This window comes from Micromonospora wenchangensis, from assembly GCF_002210435.1.
Classification (GTDB): domain Bacteria; phylum Actinomycetota; class Actinomycetes; order Mycobacteriales; family Micromonosporaceae; genus Micromonospora; species Micromonospora wenchangensis.
This window is the reverse complement of sequence record NZ_MZMV01000019.1, coordinates 1-19,678: the sequence shown is the minus strand read 5'-3', so window position 1 is coordinate 19,678 and position 19,678 is coordinate 1. Positions and strand designations below refer to the sequence as shown.

The 19,678-nt window shown below is 75.1% G+C and carries 17 protein-coding genes; 9 read left to right on the top strand and 8 right to left on the bottom strand.

Annotated features, from left to right (window positions below):
• Positions 1 to 2: 2 nt before the first annotated feature.
• From B5D80_RS13560 to B5D80_RS13545, 4 genes are all read left to right on the top strand, one after another.
• Positions 3 to 665: a hypothetical protein gene (locus B5D80_RS13560; RefSeq protein WP_088644217.1), complete on the top strand. Its 663-nt coding sequence runs from the start codon at positions 3 to 5 to the stop codon at positions 663 to 665.
• Positions 666 to 768: 103 nt separating this feature from the next.
• Positions 769 to 999, top strand: coding sequence for a hypothetical protein (locus B5D80_RS13555; protein ID WP_088644216.1), 231 nt, complete (start codon positions 769 to 771; stop codon positions 997 to 999).
• Positions 996 to 1,556, top strand: coding sequence for a hypothetical protein (locus B5D80_RS13550; protein WP_245854538.1), 561 nt, complete (start codon positions 996 to 998; stop codon positions 1,554 to 1,556). Before B5D80_RS13555 ends, B5D80_RS13550 begins: the two co-directional genes overlap by 4 nt.
• Positions 1,553 to 2,101, top strand: coding sequence for a hypothetical protein (locus tag B5D80_RS13545; RefSeq protein ID WP_245854536.1), 549 nt, complete (start codon positions 1,553 to 1,555; stop codon positions 2,099 to 2,101). The genes B5D80_RS13550 and B5D80_RS13545 overlap by 4 nt, the downstream gene beginning before the upstream one ends.
• A gap of 20 nt (positions 2,102 to 2,121) precedes the next feature.
• Here the strand turns inward: B5D80_RS13545 and B5D80_RS13540 are convergent, their stop codons facing one another.
• A complete protein-coding gene (locus B5D80_RS13540) occupies positions 2,122 to 2,592 on the bottom strand; it encodes a hypothetical protein (RefSeq protein ID WP_088644215.1) in 471 nt (156 codons plus the stop codon).
• Between the two features lie 128 nt (positions 2,593 to 2,720).
• On the opposite strand from B5D80_RS13540, the gene B5D80_RS13535 reads away from it, so the two are divergent.
• The 3 genes from B5D80_RS13535 (at position 2,721) to B5D80_RS13525 (ending at position 6,008) form a co-directional block, all read left to right on the top strand.
• Complete coding sequence (locus tag B5D80_RS13535) at positions 2,721 to 3,650, top strand: SseB family protein (protein WP_088644214.1); 930 nt, start codon at positions 2,721 to 2,723, stop codon at positions 3,648 to 3,650.
• Positions 3,647 to 4,627, top strand: coding sequence for an SMI1/KNR4 family protein (locus B5D80_RS13530; protein WP_245854534.1), 981 nt, complete (start codon positions 3,647 to 3,649; stop codon positions 4,625 to 4,627). Before B5D80_RS13535 ends, B5D80_RS13530 begins: the two co-directional genes overlap by 4 nt.
• Before the next feature lie 160 nt (positions 4,628 to 4,787).
• A complete protein-coding gene (locus B5D80_RS13525) occupies positions 4,788 to 6,008 on the top strand; it encodes a S8 family serine peptidase (RefSeq protein WP_158224169.1) in 1,221 nt (406 codons plus the stop codon).
• 24 nt (positions 6,009 to 6,032) lie between these two features.
• Here B5D80_RS13525 and eccB read toward each other — a convergent pair whose 3' ends face one another.
• A complete protein-coding gene (eccB, locus tag B5D80_RS13520) occupies positions 6,033 to 7,427 on the bottom strand; it encodes a type VII secretion protein EccB (RefSeq protein WP_088644212.1) in 1,395 nt (464 codons plus the stop codon).
• Between the two features lie 7 nt (positions 7,428 to 7,434).
• A complete protein-coding gene (eccD, locus tag B5D80_RS13515; protein WP_245854532.1) occupies positions 7,435 to 8,811 on the bottom strand; it encodes a type VII secretion integral membrane protein EccD in 1,377 nt (458 codons plus the stop codon).
• Positions 8,812 to 9,028: 217 nt separating this feature from the next.
• Between eccD and eccCa the strand changes: the two genes are divergently transcribed.
• Positions 9,029 to 12,976, top strand: a complete 3,948-nt coding sequence (gene eccCa / locus B5D80_RS13510; protein ID WP_088644210.1) for a type VII secretion protein EccCa — start codon at positions 9,029 to 9,031, stop codon at positions 12,974 to 12,976.
• 133 nt (positions 12,977 to 13,109) lie between these two features.
• On the opposite strand, the gene B5D80_RS13505 is transcribed toward eccCa, so the two are convergent.
• Positions 13,110 to 13,820, bottom strand: a complete 711-nt coding sequence (locus B5D80_RS13505) for a DUF3800 domain-containing protein (protein WP_088644209.1) — start codon at positions 13,818 to 13,820, stop codon at positions 13,110 to 13,112.
• 104 nt (positions 13,821 to 13,924) lie between these two features.
• Between B5D80_RS13505 and B5D80_RS13500 the strand changes: the two genes are divergently transcribed.
• Positions 13,925 to 14,683, top strand: coding sequence for a PBS lyase heat domain-containing protein repeat-containing protein (locus tag B5D80_RS13500; RefSeq protein WP_088644208.1), 759 nt, complete (start codon positions 13,925 to 13,927; stop codon positions 14,681 to 14,683).
• On the opposite strand, the gene B5D80_RS13495 is transcribed toward B5D80_RS13500, so the two are convergent.
• From B5D80_RS13495 to B5D80_RS13480, 4 genes are all read right to left on the bottom strand, one after another.
• Entirely contained in the window at positions 14,634 to 15,809 is a 1,176-nt protein-coding gene (locus B5D80_RS13495) for a hypothetical protein (RefSeq protein WP_088644207.1), read from the bottom strand. The two genes, B5D80_RS13500 and B5D80_RS13495, sit on opposite strands and share 50 nt — an antisense overlap.
• Positions 15,806 to 17,032, bottom strand: coding sequence for a type VII secretion protein EccE (locus B5D80_RS34795; RefSeq protein ID WP_158224168.1), 1,227 nt, complete (start codon positions 17,030 to 17,032; stop codon positions 15,806 to 15,808). The genes B5D80_RS13495 and B5D80_RS34795 overlap by 4 nt, the downstream gene beginning before the upstream one ends.
• 109 nt (positions 17,033 to 17,141) lie before the next feature.
• A complete protein-coding gene (locus B5D80_RS13485) occupies positions 17,142 to 18,140 on the bottom strand; it encodes a glycoside hydrolase family 26 protein (protein ID WP_088644205.1) in 999 nt (332 codons plus the stop codon).
• On the bottom strand, positions 18,137 to 19,678 hold a 1,542-nt coding region (locus B5D80_RS13480; RefSeq protein WP_211291483.1), incomplete at its 5' end, for a glycosyltransferase family 2 protein. The genes B5D80_RS13485 and B5D80_RS13480, both read right to left, overlap by 4 nt.

Below are 19,678 nucleotides of genomic sequence, written 5' to 3'. Positions count from 1 at the left end.
TGGTGGACACGGAGCGGACGACCGAGGCGCTCCAGCGGTACGTGTTGGAGCCGGGCGAAGCCACCGAGCGGGTGTGGGTCGGTCCGGAGTCGGTGACCGTGCGGACCGCCCGCTTCCGCTACCTGGCCCGCCCGGCGCGGTGGGCGGTCGCCGACGAGGAGTGGGTGGCCGACGCGGTCCGGGTGGTGGCCGCCCGGCAGCCGATCTTCGTCACCCATGCCCTGCTCCTCACCGTGTCGGGCGGGACGCTGCATCTCAACCGGCCCGAGGTGATGGGTGAACTGGGTCGCCGGGTGGGAGCCGGGCTGGACCCGCTGGCCTACGCGGAGCTGCTCGGTGAGCTGTATTCGACGTGGGAGATCGACGGCCCGGTGGTACGCCCCTTCTCGGTGACCGAGGGCACCCGCGCCGGTTGGCTGGTCCGCGACCCCGACCACTTCACCCGGGTGCTGGCGGTGCCGGACGCTCCGGCGGTGACGTCCCCGACGTTCGTGCCGGACCCGGACGGGGGCTGGACTCTGCGGTTCTTCTCGCACAACCATTACCTGTTGGAGGTCCGCTCCGCGGTCGACGTGTACCGGTGGACGGTGACGGGCGGGCCGGACCGGGCGGCGACCTGGGCCCGGGAGACCGTCGCCGAGCGGGTGGAGCGTCCGCTGCCGTGACCGGTCGGACCGCCGGCAGCGGCCGGCCAGCAGAGACCAGCCCCGGTCCGGCGGTCCGGGCGGGCGGTCCGCCCGGTGACGGGCGGCATCCGGAGGTGACCCGATGGCGATGACCGACGATCCGGAGCGGCAGCGCCGGCTGCGCGAACTGGCCGACCTGCACGCCCGGTGGCAGGCCACACACCAGGTGGACGACGCCGACTTCACCCCCGAGGGTGCCGACTCGGCGCAGCGTCGGTCACCGTCGGCGCAGGCACAGCGCGAGTACATGCGCCAGGCCCGGGAGATCATGGGCCTCGACCCGGACACCGGCCACTACCGGGACCCCGAGTGACCCTGCTGCCCGCCGCCCGGACCCGGGACGAGGTCGACCTCTACCTGGAGTTGCACCCGTGCGCCAGGTGCGGGTCGATGGAGGCCGCCTGGACCGCGACGGCCACGACGCGGGAGTCCCGACCGGCGTACCGGTACTCCGGTCGGTGCGCCGAATGCCACGAGCGGCGCGAGTTCCTGTTCGCCCTGCCCGAGGGGCGGACGGCACCCGCCGACGCCGGTCCGCACCCCCGCAGCAGGTTCGGCGGCCCGCAACCCTCCGCCCTGCTCGACCCCGGTGAGTGGCTGCTCGTCGCCGACTGGTGCGGCCAGGCGGCGGAGGTGGCCGAGCGGCAGGGCGACGACGCCGAGGCGGCGGACCTGCGGTGGACCGCCGTGGCCGCCCTGGAGGAGGTCCGTAAGTTCCTCCCCGAGGCCGGCGACGCGGTGCCGGAGGCGGCGTTCTGGTCGACCCGGGGGCGGACGGTCTACCAGCGGGAGCCGGGGCGGTTCCGGCGTCGCCGGATCGAGGTCGTGCGGGACTTCCACCTCGACCACATGCCGTGGAGCCCGGCGTGACGCCGCTGGCCGCGCGTTCCACCCACGAGGCCCACCTCTACATGGACCTGCAACCGTGCGGCTGCGGGCAGGGGGGCTTCCCGCGTGCCTCCACCGTGCTCACCCTGCCCGACGGCGACCTGGCCCGCCGCTACACCGGCGCGTGCCAGGGGTGCGGCACCCCCCGCGAGTTCCTGTTCCGGCTGCCCGCCGCGCCCGTCGGGGTGGAGGAGGGCTTCCGGTACGGCGGCCCGGAGCCGTCCCGGCTGATCGACGCCGGGGAGTGGCTGTGGGTGGCCGAGAACCACGCCCGGGGGGTGCCGGCCGGGGCGCGGACCCTGCCGGAGGCGGACCGTCGGCGGTGCCGGGCCCGGCTGAGCGCCGCCGTCGCCGCGCTCGACGAGGTGGTGAAGTTCGTGCCGCCCGGCGGTGCCCGGGTGCCGTTCACGGCGGTCTGGACGGCGCTGGGCCGCACCGTCTACCAGCGGGAGCCGGGGCGGTTCCGGGCAAGCCGGCTGGTCGCGGTGCGGTCGGCGTACGTGGGGGCGCTGCGCCGGCTGGGCTGAACCGTCGGGGGTGGACGCGGTCAGTCGGCGGTGCCGCCCGACGGCCGCGCGGGGGTGGGGGCCCTGCCTGCCGGTGGGCTGGCCGACAGGTTCGCCTCGCACGTCGGGGAGATGCTGCTCTGGTCCTGCACGAGCCGGTCGCCGAACAGGATCGTGCAGTGCAGCGTCGGGGTCCCGCCGGCGTACGCCAACCGCTCGTCGACCCCCGGCCGGACCTGCGGCGTCGCCGACACCCACACCCGTTCCACGTCCGGATAGCGCAGCGTCACCGCGTGGGACCAGGCCCAGGTCAGGCTGGTGGCGGACTGTGTCTCCAACCTGCTGTGCCCCCAGGTGACCGCCATCCCGAACAGCCCACCCCCGCCGCCGACCACCTCGACGGTGAGCGTGACCACGTGCTCCACCGGGTCCGGGTCCGGGGCGGGCGGCGGGCCGGCGGAACAACCGGCCACAGTGGCGGCCAGGGCGGCGACCGCGACGACACGTCGCATGGAACCTCCTGCGGAACGTCGGCGGACGGCGACCGGCCCGTAGCCTAGCGTGCGCCCGCTGCGGGTCCCGCCCGCCGCCGGGACATCGCTAGGCTCAGGTCGGCACCGGGCAGGGAGGGAGACCCGTCGTGGACGAGTCGTGGCAGCCGGCCAACGACACCGAACGGGCGTTGCTGCGCGCGGCGCGCGACGACGACCGCACCGGGTTCTTCCGCATCCTCACCCGGGCCGAGCTGTTCCTTCCGCAGGTGCGCGACGACGACCCGGCCGACGGCGGGCAGCGGTTCGTCACGATGGACCTCTTCGGAGCGCCGTTCCTGCCCGTGTTCACCTCGCTGGAGGCGATGGCGCCGCAGGTCGCCGGGGTCGCCGACGCGTACACCGTGACCGGGTACGACGAGCTGTGCGAGCGGTGGCCGGTGGCCGGCTGGCGGCTGGCGGTCAACCCGGGCACCCCGCTGGACGCGTACCTGCCGGTGGAGGCGGTCCGGGCGGCGGCGGACGGGGAGCTGACCGTGCCCGCCGGGGCGGAGCTGCTCACCGAACTGGCCGAGGCGGCGGCCGACGACGAGATCGCCGCCGCGGCGGCCGACGGGCCGGACGACCCGGCCGCCGGGTTCGCCCCACCGGCTCCCGCCCCCGGTCCGGCGGACGGGCCGGACACCGCCGTGCTGTTGCGGGACGCGGCCGAGCGCGGTGACTCCGTCGGCTACCTGGACGCGCTGCTCGACGCGCTGGTGGTGCTCCCCACCGCCGCCCCGGTGTCCGACCCGGCCCGGCTGGTCGACCCGGACTTCCCGTGGCGTGCGGTCGGCGCGGAGGAGACGCCGGTGATCGAGGTGTTCACCGCCCCGGAACGTTTCGCGCGGGCCTACCCGGACGGCACGCCGAGCCTGCGGGCCACGATGGCCGCCTTGCTCACCGTCTGGCCGCCGGGGCACGCGCTGGCCGTCGACCCGGACTCCCCGGCCGGCGTCACCGTCCCCGCCGACCAGGTCCCGTTCCTCCTGCTCTGGCCCACCCCCGACGAGAGCACCCCCGACGGGTGGGGCCGGTGAGCGGGGGCGGGCCGGTCCCCGCAGCCCGGTACGCCTTCGGGGTGGCCCACCCGGTCGCGCCGATGCTGCGGGTCCGCTACCGGCAGGGCGTGCCGGTCGACCCGTACGGCTTTCCCGACTGGACGCCGTACGCGCGGGCGGTGGTCGAGCTGCCGCCGCTGCCGCCGGGCATCGGGGTGGACGAGGCCCGGGTGCTGGACGTGCTCACCGCCAACCTGGCGGTGCCGGACCCGGCCGATCCGCAGGCGTCGGGGCGTACCCCGGCGGGGTGGGTCTGGGCGCACCTGGCGCGTAGCCGGCGGGTCGCGCTGGTGCCGGCGGAACTGCACGCGGCACTGCGGCACCTGGGCGGGGTGAGCACCGGCGACGCCGACCACCGGCGGCGCGGCCTGCCGGTGGACACCGCCACCCCGCCGCCGCTGCGGTTCGCCCAACGGCTCACCCCGCAGGCGGTGGCCCGCGTCGAACAGCGGCTCGGCCGTACCCTGCCGGCCGGCTACCGGGACTTCCTGGCCCGCACCAACGGCGGCTGGCCGGACTGGCCGGCCGTGCACCCCCGGTTCGGCTTCGTGGTCGACCAGCCGCTGTTCGGCGTGGTCCGGGCCGACTGGATGCAGGACCTATGCCACGCCAACGCCTGGTTCACCGACCGGTTCACCGCCGACCTCCTGGCCGTCGGGCACGTGCAGGGCGGCCTGCTCGCCGTCCGGGTGGCCGGCGGCGACGAGGGATCGGTCTGGTACTGGGACGACGACGACCCCCGGGCCCGCGACGACGACACCGCCGCCGACGTGGCCGACCGGCTGCTGCACCGCTGCGCCGACAGCTTCGGCGTCTTCTGGCACGCCCTGCGGGCGGTCCCCGGGTCGCTGCGTGACCTGGCCGTCGACGCGGTGGCCGGGGGCCGGGTCGGCCGGGTCGACGACGGGCGGACCGGGTCGGCGCTGCCGCCCGCCCGCCGGCAACCGGCGGCGTGAGGCCGGGACGGAGGAACACATGACGGGGTACGAGCCGGTCCACCGGCAACCGGACGACCGGACCGGTACGGGCGGTCGCCCTCCTGCCGTCGGGTTGCCGACGACCCCCGACCGGGCCCGACGGGGGCGACGTCGGGTGACATCCGGCCGGGTGCGTCAGGTGGCGGTCGGGCTCGTCGTCGGGCTGGTCGCCGCCAACCTGGCCGGCCCGGTGCGGCCCGCCACGGCGGCACCCGACTGCGCGCCGGCAGGCGGGCAGGTCGGCACGCCGTCGTGGGCGCAGCAGGTGCTCGCCCCGGAGCAGGTGTGGCCGTTCAGCCAGGGGGCCGGGGTGACCGTCGCGGTGCTCGGCTCCGGGGTGGACGCCGACCACCCGCAGTTGCGGGGGCGGGTCGGCAGCGGCTTCGACGCGGTCCGGGGCAGCGGCCCGGCCGACACCGACTGCACCGGGCAGGGCACCCGGGTGGCCGGGCTGATCGTCGCCCGGCAGGCCGGCGGGTCACCGTTCGCGGGACTCGCGCCGAGCGCCCGGGTGCTGCCGGTACGGGTGGTCGACGACCGGGCGTTCGGTGCCGCCCCGGTCGACCCGGCGGTGCTCGCCCGGGGCATCGACTGGGCCGTCGACCGGGGTGCCCGGGTGGTCGCGGTGACCGTGGCCGCCGACCGGGACGCCGCGACCCTGCGGGCCTCGGTGCGGCGGGCCGTCGACCGGGGCGTCCTGGTGGTGGCCGCCAGCGGTGACCGGGGCGGGGACGGCAACCCGGCGTCCTATCCGGCCGCCTACCCGGAGGTGCTCGCCGTCGGGGCGATCGGACCGGACGGGCGGCGCTGGCCGAAGTCGCAGTACGGGCCGTACCTGGACCTGGTCGCGCCGGGGGTGGCGGTGACCACCACCCAGCGTGGTGAAGGACTGGTCGAGGCTGCCGACGGCACCGCACTGGCCTGCGGTTTCGTGGCCGGTGCGGGGGCGCTGACCCTCGCCAAGCGGTCCGGTGCGCCGCGCAGCGAACTGGTCCGGCTGTTGACCGTGACGGCGGTCCCCGGCGCCGACCGCACCGAGTACGGCCACGGCACGGTCAACCCGTACGGGGCGGTCAACGACCAGTTGCTGCCGCAGGCCCGGCCGGCCCCGCTGCCCCGGTTCCGGCCCGCCGACGACCGCACCGACCCGGCCGTACGGGAGAGCCGGCGGATCGCCCTGGCCGGCACCGCGCTCGCCCTCGCCACCGTGCTGGTGGTGTGCGCCGTCGCACTGACCCTGCCCCGGGTGCGGCGTCGGCGGTGGCGGGCGGCCGTCGCGCCGGCACCCGCCCGGTCGACGCCGCCGACCGAACCCGGCCCGCCGGTGCAGCTCTTCGACGATCCGACACCCGGCCGCTGACCCACCACGGCGGACGGTCGGCGGTCAGCCGCCGGTGGTGATCGGCGCGGGGCGGACCGCGGCCAGGGGGTCCAGGGTGGGGCCGGTCGGGACCAGCATGGTCAGGCTCGGTGGCACCGTCAGCGCCCCCTCCGCCGGGTAGCCGAGCAGGCGCAACGCCTCGGCGGACGGCACCGGGTACCTGATGCCCAGGTCGGTGACGATGCTGTACGCGCCGGGGCTGCCGAGCAGTCGCAGCACGGTGACCCGGCCGGCGGGGGCGGCGATCCGGTCGGCCAGCGGGATGCCGTCGGGGGAGACGGAACCGGTAGGTGCGGCCCGGTCCGCGTCGGGCAGGGTGCCGCCCACGGTCAACTCCGGCGGGGTGCCGGCGTCGGCGGTGGCGGCGCAGATCTGCTGCCCCGGCTCGGGGCCGAGCAGCTTCGGCGGGGTGGCGGGCGGCTGGCCCCGGTCCGGGGGGCGGGGGACCCGCTGGCTCTTCGGCAGCGACGTGACGTCGGAGACGGCGACCGGGACGGGTTGCCGCCCCGACTGGCCGGTCTGGATGGCCTGCTGCACCGGGGTGATCGGGGCGACCCCGTCGGCGAGCACCAGGTAGTGCTGCGGGCCGGAGGCGGTCTGCGTGACCAGCACGTCGCCGTTGCGCCGCCCGGACACCTCCCGGGAGGTCTTCCCCCGGTCGGCGACGGGAAGCGCGGCGAGGTCCACCCCGGCGGGCAGCGCGTTCAACCAGGCGGTGCCGACGGGGGTCGGAGTGACCGCCCCGAACAGGGCGGGCACGACCACCCGGGAGCCCTGCACCAGGTGCCGGCGACCGTGCCAGACCAGGTAGTTCATGCCCAGCGTGGCGTCCTTGACGAGCAGCCCGTCGTCGCCGACCCCCCGCCCACCGGCGGGCCGGGCGGCCAACGCCAGGGTCACCGTGTCGGTGGTACGGCCGGTGTCGTCGGTCGTCGGGGTGGAGCAGACCGTCCACGGCAGACCGGCCCGCCGGTTCGCGGCCGGCAGCGAGGCGGGGGCGTTCGGGATGCCCATCGTCACCCCGCGCGGCACCGCGCCGAGGGTGCTGGCCGAGACGCGTACCACCTGGGTGCCGGGGCGTCCGGCGGCCAGCAGCGCGGACGCGTAGTTGAGCGTCGGGTGCAGCCGTCCGTCCAGGTAGATGTAGGTCGCGCCGCTCTCCTTCTCGACCACCACCGCGCCGGGCTGCCGCCAACTGTTCCCGCCGACCTTGGTGAGCAGCCCGTAGATGCCCACCCCGGCGGCGACCAGGACGGCGACCATCAGCCCGCCGAAGAGCGCGCCGATGCCCCGGCGCAGCGGCGACTGCTGCGGGTCGGTCTCGCGCATCACGAACGCCGACATCACCCGCTGGGTCATGAACTGGTACGACTGGAGCTGGTCCCGCCGCGTCGTCATCGTCGTCTCACCCGCCGATCGAGGCGAACATCCCCCGGATCGCCCCGAACAGGCCGATGACCGCGCAGGCCAGCGGGATCAACGCCATGATGGCGATCACGTCGGCGATGTCGGCGGCCCGACCCAGGTAGGGCGACGGCCGGCGTCGACTGTAGACCAGCCCGGCGACCAGCGTCAGCGCCGCCGCGGCGACCACACCGAGCCAGACGAGCACCCGGCCACCGCCCGGCGCGGTGCCCAGCAGCGCGGCGACCGCCAGCGACGACAGCCCCAGCAGGCCGCTGACCAGCAGCGGCACCCGTTGTGCGGGGGTGGGGAAGAGCCGTCCCCGCAGCAGCAGCGCGCCGGCGCCGCAGAGCGCCAGCAGCGCGCCGGCCGGGGTGCGGTCCGCGGTCAGCAGGAACGCGATGGCCAGCGCGCCGCAGACCGAGGCGGACAGCAGCATCCCGGTGAGCAGTTCGGTGGCCCGCGCCACGGTCACGAAGACCTTCGCCCGCTCGGGCACCGGCCGGTCGGTCAGGATCTCCTCCGGCCGGTCGGGCAGCTCCGGCACCGGCAGCCTGCCCAGCCAGCCGGCGATCAGCGGATAGCCGGGCAGCAGACCGATCACCGTGGTCAACGTGGCCGCCGCCGCACCGGCGGGGGAGACCCCGGCGTAGCAGAGCAGCGCGGCCAGCACACCGGTGAGCCCGGCCGCCGCCCCGGCCATGAACAGCCGCTGCACCCCGCCCACCGCCGCGTAGCCGACGATGCCGAAGACCAGCAGCGCGGCGGAGCCGAGCAGCAGGCTCGGTGCCCCCAGGTCGACCAGCCGGGCGCCGTCCGGTGCGCCGAGCAGCGCCCCGCCGAGCAGCGCGTAGGGCAGGCCGGCGGCGGCCACCACGGCCCCGGCGGTGGCGTCGGGCACGGCCCGCGACAGCACCGGCCCGACGACCGCCAGCAACGCCGCGACCCCCAGCGCCAGCAGCCCCGGGGTACGCCACGGCGCGCCGACCGCGATCAACGCGACCAGCCCGAACCCGAGCAGGGCGGCGGTGACCGCCAGCCCGGCCCGCCGGGTAGCGTCGTCGCTCCACGATCGACCGGTGCGGCGCGCGCCGCTGGCGATCACCTCGACCACGTCGTCGTACGCCAGCTCGGGCCACTCGTCGCGGCCGGGCGTGAGGTGCAGCAGCTCGCCGTCGCGGACGCCCTGCACGGCGAGGTTGCGGGTGGCTTCGAGCAGGGTGCCGGTGGCCCGGCGCAACACCCATCCGCCCTGCTGTTCGCCGACGTCGCCGAGGCCCTCCCCGGCGTGCCGGAGCAGGTGCGGCAGGAGTTCCCCGACGAGCATGCCGTTGGGCAACGCCACGTCCATCCGCCGCTGGGGAGCGGCGATCGTCACCCTGGCCAGACTGAGACCGCCCGGGGCCGTCACGCTGGTCACCTCCCCGTGTGCCACGCGTTCGCGCGGCGTCTGCTGGGCCCGCCGCGGCGGTCAAGGTAGCACGGTCGCGCCGCCCGCCGGGTGGCCGTCCGAGCGCGGACGGCGGTCCCTGCCAGGGGCGACCGGTCGATAGAGTGGGCCGCCGGAGACCTACGTGGTGGGAGGTACGGGGGAGATGTCGTCGTTGGTGGTCGTCAAGCGTCCACCCCGCCGGCCGGCGCCCCCGCTGCCGACCGGCGAGGTGCTCCTCGACCCGCCGCCCGAGGTGCCGGCGGCCGGTGGCCGGGGCTGGACCCGGATGCTGATGATCCTGCCGATGGCGGCGGGTGCCGCGGCGATGGGCCTGATGATGGGCATGCAGCGCGGCGGGGTGATGACCTATGTGGTCGGTGGCATGTACGGGATCTCCATCCTCGGCATGATCGCCGTGATGGCGGTCAACCAGTCGGGGCCCGGCAAACGCGAGATGATCGAGGCCCGCCGCCAGTACATGCGCCGCCTCGCCCAGCTACGCGCCCAGGTCCGCGCGACGGTACGCCAGCAGCGGGAGGCCATCCACTACCGGCACCCCGACCCGGACTCGCTCTGGTCCACAGTGACCAGTGGCCGGCTGTGGGAACGTCGCCGGGGTGACGCCGACTTCAGCGTGGTCCGCATCGGGCTCGGCCCGCAGGAGGTCGCCACCCCGCTGATCCCGCCGCAGACCCGCCCGGTGGACGAGTTGGAGCCGCTGTGCGCGGTGGCGCTGCGCCGGTTCGTCGCCACCTACTCGGTGGTGCCCGACCTGCCGGTGGCGATCGCGCTGCGCGACTTCTCCCACGTGTACCTGCGCGGTGCCGACGACGCCGTACGGGGGCTGGTCCGCGCGGTGGTGGCCCAGCTGACCACCTTCCACGCCCCCGACGACCTGCTGGTCGCGCTCTGCGTCGACCCGGACCGGCGGGACGGCTGGGAGTGGGCGAAGTGGCTGCCGCACGCCCAGCACCCGACGAAGCTGGACGCGGTGGGCCCGATCCGGTTGTTCGCCCCGACCGTGGTGGCGCTGGAGGCGATGCTCGTCGACGTGCTGGCCAACCGACCCCGCTTCGACCCGACGGCGACGGCGGCGGTCACGCCGTACGTGCTGGTGGTGGTCGACGGCGGGCAGGTCGCCGGCTCCGACCACCTGATGACCGAGGGCGGCGTCGCCGGGGTGACCCTGCTCGACCTCACCGGCCGGCCGCCGCGCCTGCTCGACGAGACCTCCGTGGTGCTCGACGTCGCCGACGACGGCACCATCTCGGGCACCACGACGGACGGCGTCACCCGGGTCGGCCGCGCCGACACGCTCGACCCGGCGCGGGCCGAGGTGCTGGCCCGGGAGCTGTCGCCGCTGCGGCTCTCCGCCGCCTCGTACGCCGACCAGCCGGCCGTCGCCACCGACCTGGGCCTGGCCGACCTGCTCGGCCTCGGCGACCCCTACGAGCTGGACCTGACCGACGCCTGGGGCAGCCGCCCCAACCGCAGCCGGCTGCGGGTGCCGATCGGGGTCAACGAGAACGGCCGGCCGATCGAGCTGGATCTCAAGGAGTCCGCGCAGGAGGGGATGGGCCCGCACGGGCTGCTCGTCGGCGCGACCGGCTCCGGCAAGAGCGAGCTGCTGCGTACGCTGGTGCTGGCGCTGACCGTCACGCACAGCCCGGAGATCCTCAACCTGGTGCTTGTCGACTTCAAGGGCGGCGCGACGTTCGCCGCGCTGGACCGGCTGCCGCACACCAGCGCCGTGATCACCAACCTGGCCGACGAGCTGTTCCTGGTCGACCGGATGCTCGGCGCGATCCAGGGCGAGATCACCCGCCGGCAGGAGCTGCTGCGCCGGGCCGGCAACTACGCCTCGCAGCGCGACTACGAGCGGGCCCGCGCGGCCGGGGTGCCGCTCGCCCCGCTGCCCAGCCTGCTGATCGTGGTGGACGAGTTCAGCGAGCTGCTCAGCGCCCGACCGGACTTCATCGACATGTTCGTGCAGATCGGCCGGGTGGGCCGGTCGCTGGGCATGCACCTGCTGCTGGCCTCGCAGCGGCTGGAGGAGGGGCGGCTGCGCGGCCTGGAGACGCACCTGTCGTACCGGCTGGGCCTGCGCACGTTCTCCTCGATGGAGTCCCGCGCGGTGCTCGGCGTGGCCGACGCCTACGAACTGCCCCGCTCACCGGGGCACGGTTACCTCAAGGCCGGCACCGAGGGGCTGATCCGGTTCAAGGCCGCGTACGTCTCGGGGGCGGTGCGGCAGCACGGCGGGGTGCCCACCGTCGGCGGCCGGCTGATCGACCCGGTCCGCGACTACACCACCGACTACGTCCCGCTCGCCACCGACGACGCGCCTGACGAGCCGGCGGAGGCCCCGGTCGACGAGCACGTCGGGGAGAGCCTGCTCGACGTGCTGGTGGCCCGGATGGAGGGGCACGGGCCGGCCGCCCACCAGGTCTGGTTGCCGCCGCTGGAGGAGCCGCCCACCCTCGACGCCCTGCTGCCACCGGTGCAGGTGTCCCCGGTGCGGGGCCTGACCATCGCCGCCGAGGACCGGCACGGCGCGCTGCACGGCGTGGCCGGCATCGTCGACAAGCCGCTGGAGCAGCGCCGCGACCCGTTCTGGCTGGACCTGGCCGGGGCGGCCGGCAACGTGATGGTGGTGGGCGCACCGCAGACCGGCAAGAGCAACCTGCTGCGTACCCTGGTCACCAGCCTGGCGCTGGGCAACACCCCGCGCGAGGCGCAGTTCTACTGCCTCGACTTCGGCGGCGGCACCCTGGCCGCGCTGGCCGGCCTGCCGCACGTCGGCGGGGTGGCCAGCCGGCGCGAGGTGGACAAGGTCCGCCGGACCATCGCCGAGCTGCACGGGCTGATGCAGGCCCGGGACGCGTTGTTCACCACGCACGCGGTGGAGGGCGCGGCGGCCTACCGGCGGGCCCGCCGCGAGGGCCGGTTCGCCGAGGACCCGTTCGGTGACGTGTTCCTGGTGGTGGACGGCTGGGCGGCGCTGCGGGCCGAGTTCGAGGACCTGGAGCCCCTGGTCACCGAGCTGGCGAACCGGGGTCTCGGCTACGGCATCCACATCCTGGCCGCCACCAACCGGTGGATGGACGTCCGCCCGGCGGTGCGGGACATGTTCGGCGCGAAGGTGGAGCTGCGCCTCGGCGAGCCCGCCGACTCGGTGATCAACCGGCGGGCCGCGGTGAACGTGCCGGAGCAGCACGGCCACGGGCTGACCCCCGACGGCCTGCACTTCCTCGCCGGCCTGCCCCGCCTCGACGGCCGGCCGGTGGTCGACGACCTGCCGGACGCGCTGGCCGACCTGGTCAAGCGGGTGCAGCAGCACTGGACGTCGGCGGGTGCCCCGGCCGTCCGGCTGCTCCCCGCCGAGCTTCCCTACGAGGCGCTGCCCGCCGCGCAGGGCGGCGTCATCCCGATCGGCATCGCCGAGACCGACCTCCAGCCGGTACGCCTCGACTTCACCGCCGAACCGCACCTGCTGCTCTTCGGGGACGTGGAGTGCGGCAAGAGCACGTTCCTGCGCGGGCTGGCCCGCAGCATCGTCGAGGGCAACGACCCGGCGGCGGCCCGGATCATCCTGGTCGACTTCCGGCGCAGCCTGCTCGGCGCGGTGGAGTCCGAGCACCTGATCGGCTACGGCACCTCCCCGCAGGTCACCGCCGACCTGGTCAAGCAGGTGGCCACGGTGATGGGGGAGCGGTTGCCGGGGCGGGACGTCACCGCCGAGCAGCTACGCGACCGGAGCTGGTGGAAGGGTCCGGAACTCTACCTGCTGGTCGACGACTACGACCTGGTGGCCGGGGCGGCGCTCAACCCGCTCGCGCCGCTGCTGGAGTACCTGCCGCAGGCCCGCGACATCGGCCTGCACCTGGTGCTGACCCGGCGGATCGGCGGTGCCGGGCGGGCCATGTTCGACCCGGTGATCGGGCGGATCAGGGAACTCGCCTCCCCGGGCATCATGATGTCCGGTCCGCGTGAGGAGGGCGCGCTGTTCGGCACCGTCAAGCCGCAGCGGCTGCCGCCCGGCCGGGGCTGGCTGTTCACCCGCCGGCACGGCGCCCAGCTGGTCCAGCTTCCGCTGGTGCCCCCGACGTAGCGGGCCGTCGGTCCGACGGTCGGTTCTGCTCCCGAGGACCGGAACCGCCTGCTAGCCTGGATGGTGCAGGACGCCCGCAGGGCTCCCGCGCCCGCCTTGAGGCCCGCTGATGCGGGCCTCTCGTGCATTCGTCTCAGCTTTGCCTGCGCATCGGATCCCAGCACCACGAGTGGTAGCGACGTGGCTCGACGAGCGACCAGAGTTGTTCGTTGACCCGTGCCGTACGCGGGTCCGTGCCGGGCAGTTCCAAGCGCTGAAAGAGATACGTGACCAGGTCGGCCGCCTGCACCAGGCGACTGACGTGCGACGGGGCGAAGTGCAGCGTGTCGACGATCCGGGTGAGCCTGCGTGACCGGTATCCACCCGTGCCCGACACGCGGTAGCGACCCAGGTCGGCACGGTGACCGGCCTGATCCGGCACCTCGTCCGCGATGACCAGGGCGTACTCCGCCTTCGACGCGGCGTATCCGTCCACCCGTTCCAGCAGGTGCGACAGTACGACCTCGTGGGCCGGGCGAGGGTTGGGGTACCGCCTGCTCAGCCCTTCGCGTTGCACCCCACGCAGAATGATCGCCACCTCCCCGGGTGTACCGATCGCCTCCATCGCCGACCGGTAGACCGCGATGCGGGCCCGGGGCGGAATGCCGGACCATGCCCTGCGGCCGTGGAAGATCTCATAACCGTGCAGCTCCGCGTCGGCGGGGACTCCGTACGTCTTCGCGGCGTCGACCATGACGCGATCGAGAGCCTCGCTGAGCGGGATCGCCACGGTGTCGGGCACCAGCAACGCGCCGATCCAGTAGACCCGGGCGGTGCACGACTCGTCGACGTAGCAGAGCAGCACAACGTGAGGGTACGACCCGTTTGGGTGACGGGCGGGACCTGCCACCCGAGGGTCCGCGTGTCGGGGCGACTCCGCGTGGGAATCGGGCGGGTTACGCTGCGCTGGTGAGCCGCCGTGACCAGTACCGGGCCGAGTTGCGGGCGGGCGGGCCGGCGGGGTGGCCGGCGTACCTGCGGGAGCGTTCGGGGCTGCCGGGGCCGCGCGCCAACCTCGAACTCGCCCAGGCCGTCGCCGACGAGGGCGGGCCCGACACGTTCGACAGCCTGCTCGCCACCGACGACGAGTACCTGGTCTTCTGCGGTGTGCTGGGCCTCGGTCGGCTGCTGGCCGACGGCCCGCCGGCACGGGCCCGTACGCGCATCGAGGCGCGCCTGCACGGGCACGCGACCGACCCCCGCTGGCGGGTACGCGAGGCGGTGGCCCTGGCGTTGCAGCGGCTCGCCGACGCCGACCTGCCGCGCCTGCTCGACCTCGGCACGGCCTGGGTCGGGGACCCGCACCCGCTGGTCCGGCGGGCGGCCGTCGCGGCCGTGTGCGAACCGCGCCTGCTGACCGCTGCGGAGGCCGCCGCCCGCGCCGTCGCCCTGTGCGAACGGGCGACGACGGCCCTCGCGGAGCTGCCGGCCGACCAGCGCCGCGACGAGGGCGTCCGGGCGCTGCGGCAGGCGTTGGGCTACTGCTGGAGCGTCGCGGTGGCCGCCGATCCGGCCGGTGGCCTGCCGGCGTTCCGGGCGCTGGCCGCCGTCGACGACGGCGACGTGGCCTGGATCGTCCGCGAGAACGGCCGGAAGAAGCGCCTCGCGCGGCTGCTCGTCAGCGCCGCGGCACGCCCAGCAGATGCTGCTCGACCGGGGTCTGACTGATCCACAGGTGCCGGTCCGCGCCGCCGCCGACCAGGCTGAGCATGTCGTCGGCCATCACCTGGAGGAACCGGCTGCTGTCCGGCGGCAGCCGCAGCGCCTGCTGCGCGGTCACGGACTCGTCGGCGGAGAGCCGCTGCAACACGCAGAGGTCGCTGTCCCGCAGGGCGGGGGCGTTGCCCGGATCGAGCCGCCGCAACACGGTCAGCTCGGCCTGCCACGAACCCGGGGCCGCCGCCCCGGAGGCGGTCGGGCGGGTCACGCCGGACGGCAGGTCGCGCACGATCAGGGTGGGCTGCTGCGGGCTGCCGTCGGTGGGCACCGGCCGGTCGTCGGCGCGTACCTCGACCCGGCCGGCGGCCCGGCCGAGCGCCGCGGGGCCGAACCCGGCCCAGGTGGTCGGCTCGGTGGTGAGCACGACGACCCGGGCACCCAGGGCCAGCGCCCGGAAGGCGACGAGTTGACCCGCCCACACCCCGCCGACCAGGGCGACCCGGGTCGGCTCCGGGCGGAACAACCGGATGGTGACCGCCGCCCGACGGCGGTCCGCACCGAGCACCAGACCGGCCGGGAGCGGGCTCGGGCTGAGCCGGGCGAGCGCCGCCGGGGAGACCGCGTGGGTGCCGATCCGCAGCCGGGGCAGCCGACCGGACGGCGCACCCCGACCGGTCGCGTCCCCGACCTCGCAACGGTGGGCCGGCGGCGGGCCGGGGGGAACGGACGGATGGCTCTCCGGGGCGGCCAGCGGACTGGCCAGGGCCCGGGTCAGCGGGTCGGCGGTGGCCAGCGCGGTCGCGGCGGCGGTACCGGCCGCGTCGGCCCCGGCCTCCGCGTCGACCCGGGCGCGGGGCGCACCCAGCACCGGCGCGTCCGTGGCGGCCGGGGGCGCGGTGACCGGTGGTGCGGCCACCGGCGGCGGTACGGCGGCCGAGGCGACCGCCCCGCCCGGGTACCCACCGGCGATTGCCGGCCCCTGCGGATACGGTCCTCCGGACGGGTCCGGCTCACCGGCCGGCACCTGCGGGTACGGCCCGCCGGCCGGGTCGCGGTACGGTCCGGCCGGCTGGTCGGGGGAGGTGCCGAAGGTGGCCGGCACCGCCGTACGCCGTTCGTCGCCAGGGCCGGTCATCCCGCGCCACCTCCCGTCGGTGCCGACGCGTACACCGCCGGGCCGTGTTCGCCGTCGAGCGGGAAGAGTTCCCCGCCGGCCTGTCGTACCCCGTCGACCGCCGGCCCGCACAACTGCGGCAGCAGTTCCGCCGGCCCGCTCACCCGGACCAGGCCCCGCAGGTCGAGATCCGCACCGGGCCCGTTGGTGGCCACCGTCAACGACACCGTCACCAGCGACGCCGGCAGGGTCTCCAGCCAGCCGAGCATGGCCGCCGCCCGGTCGACCGACGGCCAGCGGCGGATCCAGAACGAGCGGTGCGCGAGCGGGCCGCAGTGCCACGCCGACCACTCCTCACGGACCCCGGCCGGGACGCCGGGGGCGAAGCCGCAGGACCGGCCGACGGCGGCGAGCAGGCCGTGCGCGTCCAACAGCCGGTGCTCGACCCCGCTGCGGCGCAGCGACTTGCCGGTCTGGCGGGCCAGCGCGGCCACCACCGAGGGGGCGACGCCCAGGTCGACCGCGTAGTCGCCGACCGCCTCGGCCAGCGCGCGGGCGTCCAGCCGGACCGCCACCCAGGTCGACCGACCGGCCGGGACCGGGGTGCCGCCGAGGCCGGCCAGCAACTGCCGGTAGGACTCCCGCGCCGGGGCGGACGGGTCGTCGGTCGGGCCGCCGGCCGGCACGGTGCTGGTCACCACCTGGAGCACGGTGCCCGGCTGGCCGGACTCGGCCAGCGCGGTGGCCAGCACGTCCAGCGGCAGGCCGGCCGGCGCGTCACCGGTCGGTCCGGAGCCGTCGACGGCGGCCACCGCGAACCAGCCGGCGTCGTCACGGGCCACCCCGATCCGCGTGCCGTCGGCCATCGTCACGGTGCCCACCGACAGGCCGGGGGCGAGTCGTTGCAGGGCGTCCAACCCCGGGTCGGCGGCGACCGGTACCGCCGCCGCGGCCCGTCGCCGCTGGTGCCGGGCCAGCGCCCGCTTCTCCAGCCACCAGCGGCCCCGCGAGCGCAGGAACACCACGGTCAGCAGGAGTACGCCGCACAGCGCGGCGACGACCAGCACCGGCATCCCGAACAGTCCACTGGCGAGGACGCCGAGCAGCACCGCCTCCAGCAGGAGCAGTTGCAGCACGTGCAACTCGCCGATCCGGCCGGGCCGGCGGCGGGGTGCCAGGTGTACGCGGGCGGCGGGGTCGTCCGGCCGGAGTGCGGCGCGTGCCGGCCGTGGTGCTCCGGTCATCTCCGGCTGCCCCCCAGACGCGTTGACCCGTTCGGCCCGCCCACGGCGGGCCGCCCTCATCATAGGAACCCGGCGCAGCGCCCCGGGGCCCGTGGGTGGGCGGCCCGGGTCAGTTGACCCGGAAGCCGATCCGGGGGTCGGCCGCCGTCCCGGACCGGTACGCGGCGAGCGCCGGCCGGTCCGAGTCGATCACCCAGTCGCCGGAGCCCTTCTGGTTGAAGTAGACGAAACCCAGCAGGTCGGGTCGTTTCCGCAGGGCGGTGAAGAGTTCGTCGACCGCCCGGCGGCGCATCGCGCCCGGCTCGGACCCGGTCTCCACGATCAGCAGCGGCCGGGCGGTGAACTTCCGGACCTGGGTGATGGTCGGGCCGAACAGTTCGTCGAAGGTCTGCTCGCCGCGCCTGGTGAAGTAGCCGTCGATGCCGACCCAGTCCACGTACGCGTCGCCGGGGTAGAGCGGGGCGAGCTTCACCGACGGGACCGGGTTGACCACGTTCGGGGTCCAGGTCCAGATCACGTTCGTGGCGTCGGCACGGGCGAAGACGGCGTGGATGTGCCGCCAGGCGGCGACGAACTCCTTGGCGGTGTTGTCGTGCGCGCCCCAGGAGTACCAGTGGCCGTTCATCTCGTGCGCGATGGTGAGCGCGACCGGCAGGTTGAGCCGCCGTACCGCGACGGCGAACTCCACCAGGTACGGGTCGTGCCGCCCGGCGGCGATGTCCTTCAGTTTCGCCTTGAACGGTTCCCAACGGACGATCGGCAGTGCGCCGTACCGGTGGACCCGGCGGACCTCGGCGGCGGCGAACTCGTCGTCGAAGCTCTCGTAGATGGTGATGATGTTGGGTTTGCTGCCGACCAGGTCGGCGAACCGGTCGACCCGGCTCATGTCCTGCGGCGCGCCGCTGAGCGCCACCCCCAGGTAGCGGCCCTGCGGCTGGACCAGCGGGCGGACGTCGTACGCCGGGGGCGGGCCGGTGGGGGAGGGCGACGCGCTGGGTTCGGTGGCGAACCGGGCCGGACGGCTGGCCGGGCTGGGTGCGAGCGCGGCGTAGCCGAACACCCCGATCACGAACAGCGTGACGATGGTGAACAGTTGGCGGGAGGTCACCGGGAACGCTCCGGCCGGATGTCCCGCGCCGGCTTCACCAGCAGCGCCTGCAACGCGACGGCCAGGTAGAACGCGCCACCGAGGAAGGCGGGCGCGAAGGTCCACAGGTCGTCGGTGATCATCCGGTGGGCCGCCAGGCCGGTCCACAGTGCTCCGCTGCCCGCCGTGCAGACGGCCATTCCCCACCACAGTCGACCCGTCCTGTTCTTCCGTCCCGTGCCGCCGGTGGGCTGCCAGCCCATGCTCTGCCCGCGCAGCAGGTCCCAGATGGCGAAGGCGTGCGACCAGCCGTAGATCATCTTCACGGTCCACGCCTCCACCCGGTACGCGCACCGGTGCCACAGCGGGAACACCACCAGGTTGTAGACCAGGCTCGGCACGATCCACAGGTAGTTCGCCGGGGCCACCGACTGCGGGAACCAGGCCAGCAGCACGATCGGCACCAGCGGGCCGACGAAGGTGAACAGCGCCGTGTGCAGGTAGTAACAGAACCCGGAGAGGTACGACAGCCGGGTACGCAGCCGCATCCGGGTGTTCCAGAACTTCGTCGACCCGAGCAGGCTCATCGAGCCGGCGCACCAGCGGTACTGCTGGGTGAAGAACGAGTTGACGTCGGCCGGGCACAGCCCGGTGGCCAGCGGTACCGGCAGGTAGCGCAGCCGCCAGCCGCGCCGCCGCATGTCGAACCCGGTGTGCACGTCCTCGGAGTGCTCGATCAGGGTGGAACCGCCGATCGCGTCGAGCGCCTCCCGGCGGTAGAGCGCGCAACTGCCGACGCAGATCGCCGCCTCGTGGTGCTGCCGGGACACCTGCACCATCCGGTAGAACAGCTCCTGCACCGCCCCGGCCCCACGCTCCAGCCACCCCTGGCCGGAGTGCACCCGGAAGTACTGCGGGGACTGCACGATCCCGAGATCCGGCTCGGCGGCCAGGTAGGGCACCATCTCGTCGAGCATGTCGTGCCGGGGGGTGAAGTCGGCGTCCAGCACCAGGATGTGCTCGCCCAGCGTGCGCTGGTATGCGTACCGCATGTTGCCGGCCTTCTTGTACCAGCCCCGGTTGGGGCGGCGCTGGTAGACGAAGCCGAAGGCGAGCGCCATCGCCTCCCGCTCGTCGGTGGCCGAGTCGTCGAGCACGTAGACGTGCACCCGGCCCGGGTAGTGGTCGACCATCCGGCTGACGTGCTCCCAGGTGTTGCGCAGCACCTCGGTCGCCTCGCCGCAGACCGGCAGGAACACGTCCACCGACGGGTGCACGGGCGGCTGGAAGTCGCGGACCAGCCGGCGGTGCCGGTCCAGGTCGAACCCGGGCGTGCCGATGTTCACCGTCGCCGAGATCAGGTAGTAGAGGACGGTGAAGCCGAACAGCGGCAGCAGCGCCAGCAGCCAGGGCGCCATCCGGACGAAGAGCAACTGGCTGGTGAGCAGCCCGGTGAAGCTGACGAACGAGGCGATCATCAGCACCGGCAGCCGGCGGTGCCGGTAGGCGGCCTTCTCGTCGTCGTCCGGCGGCAACGGTAGCGACGGGTCGACCGTCGC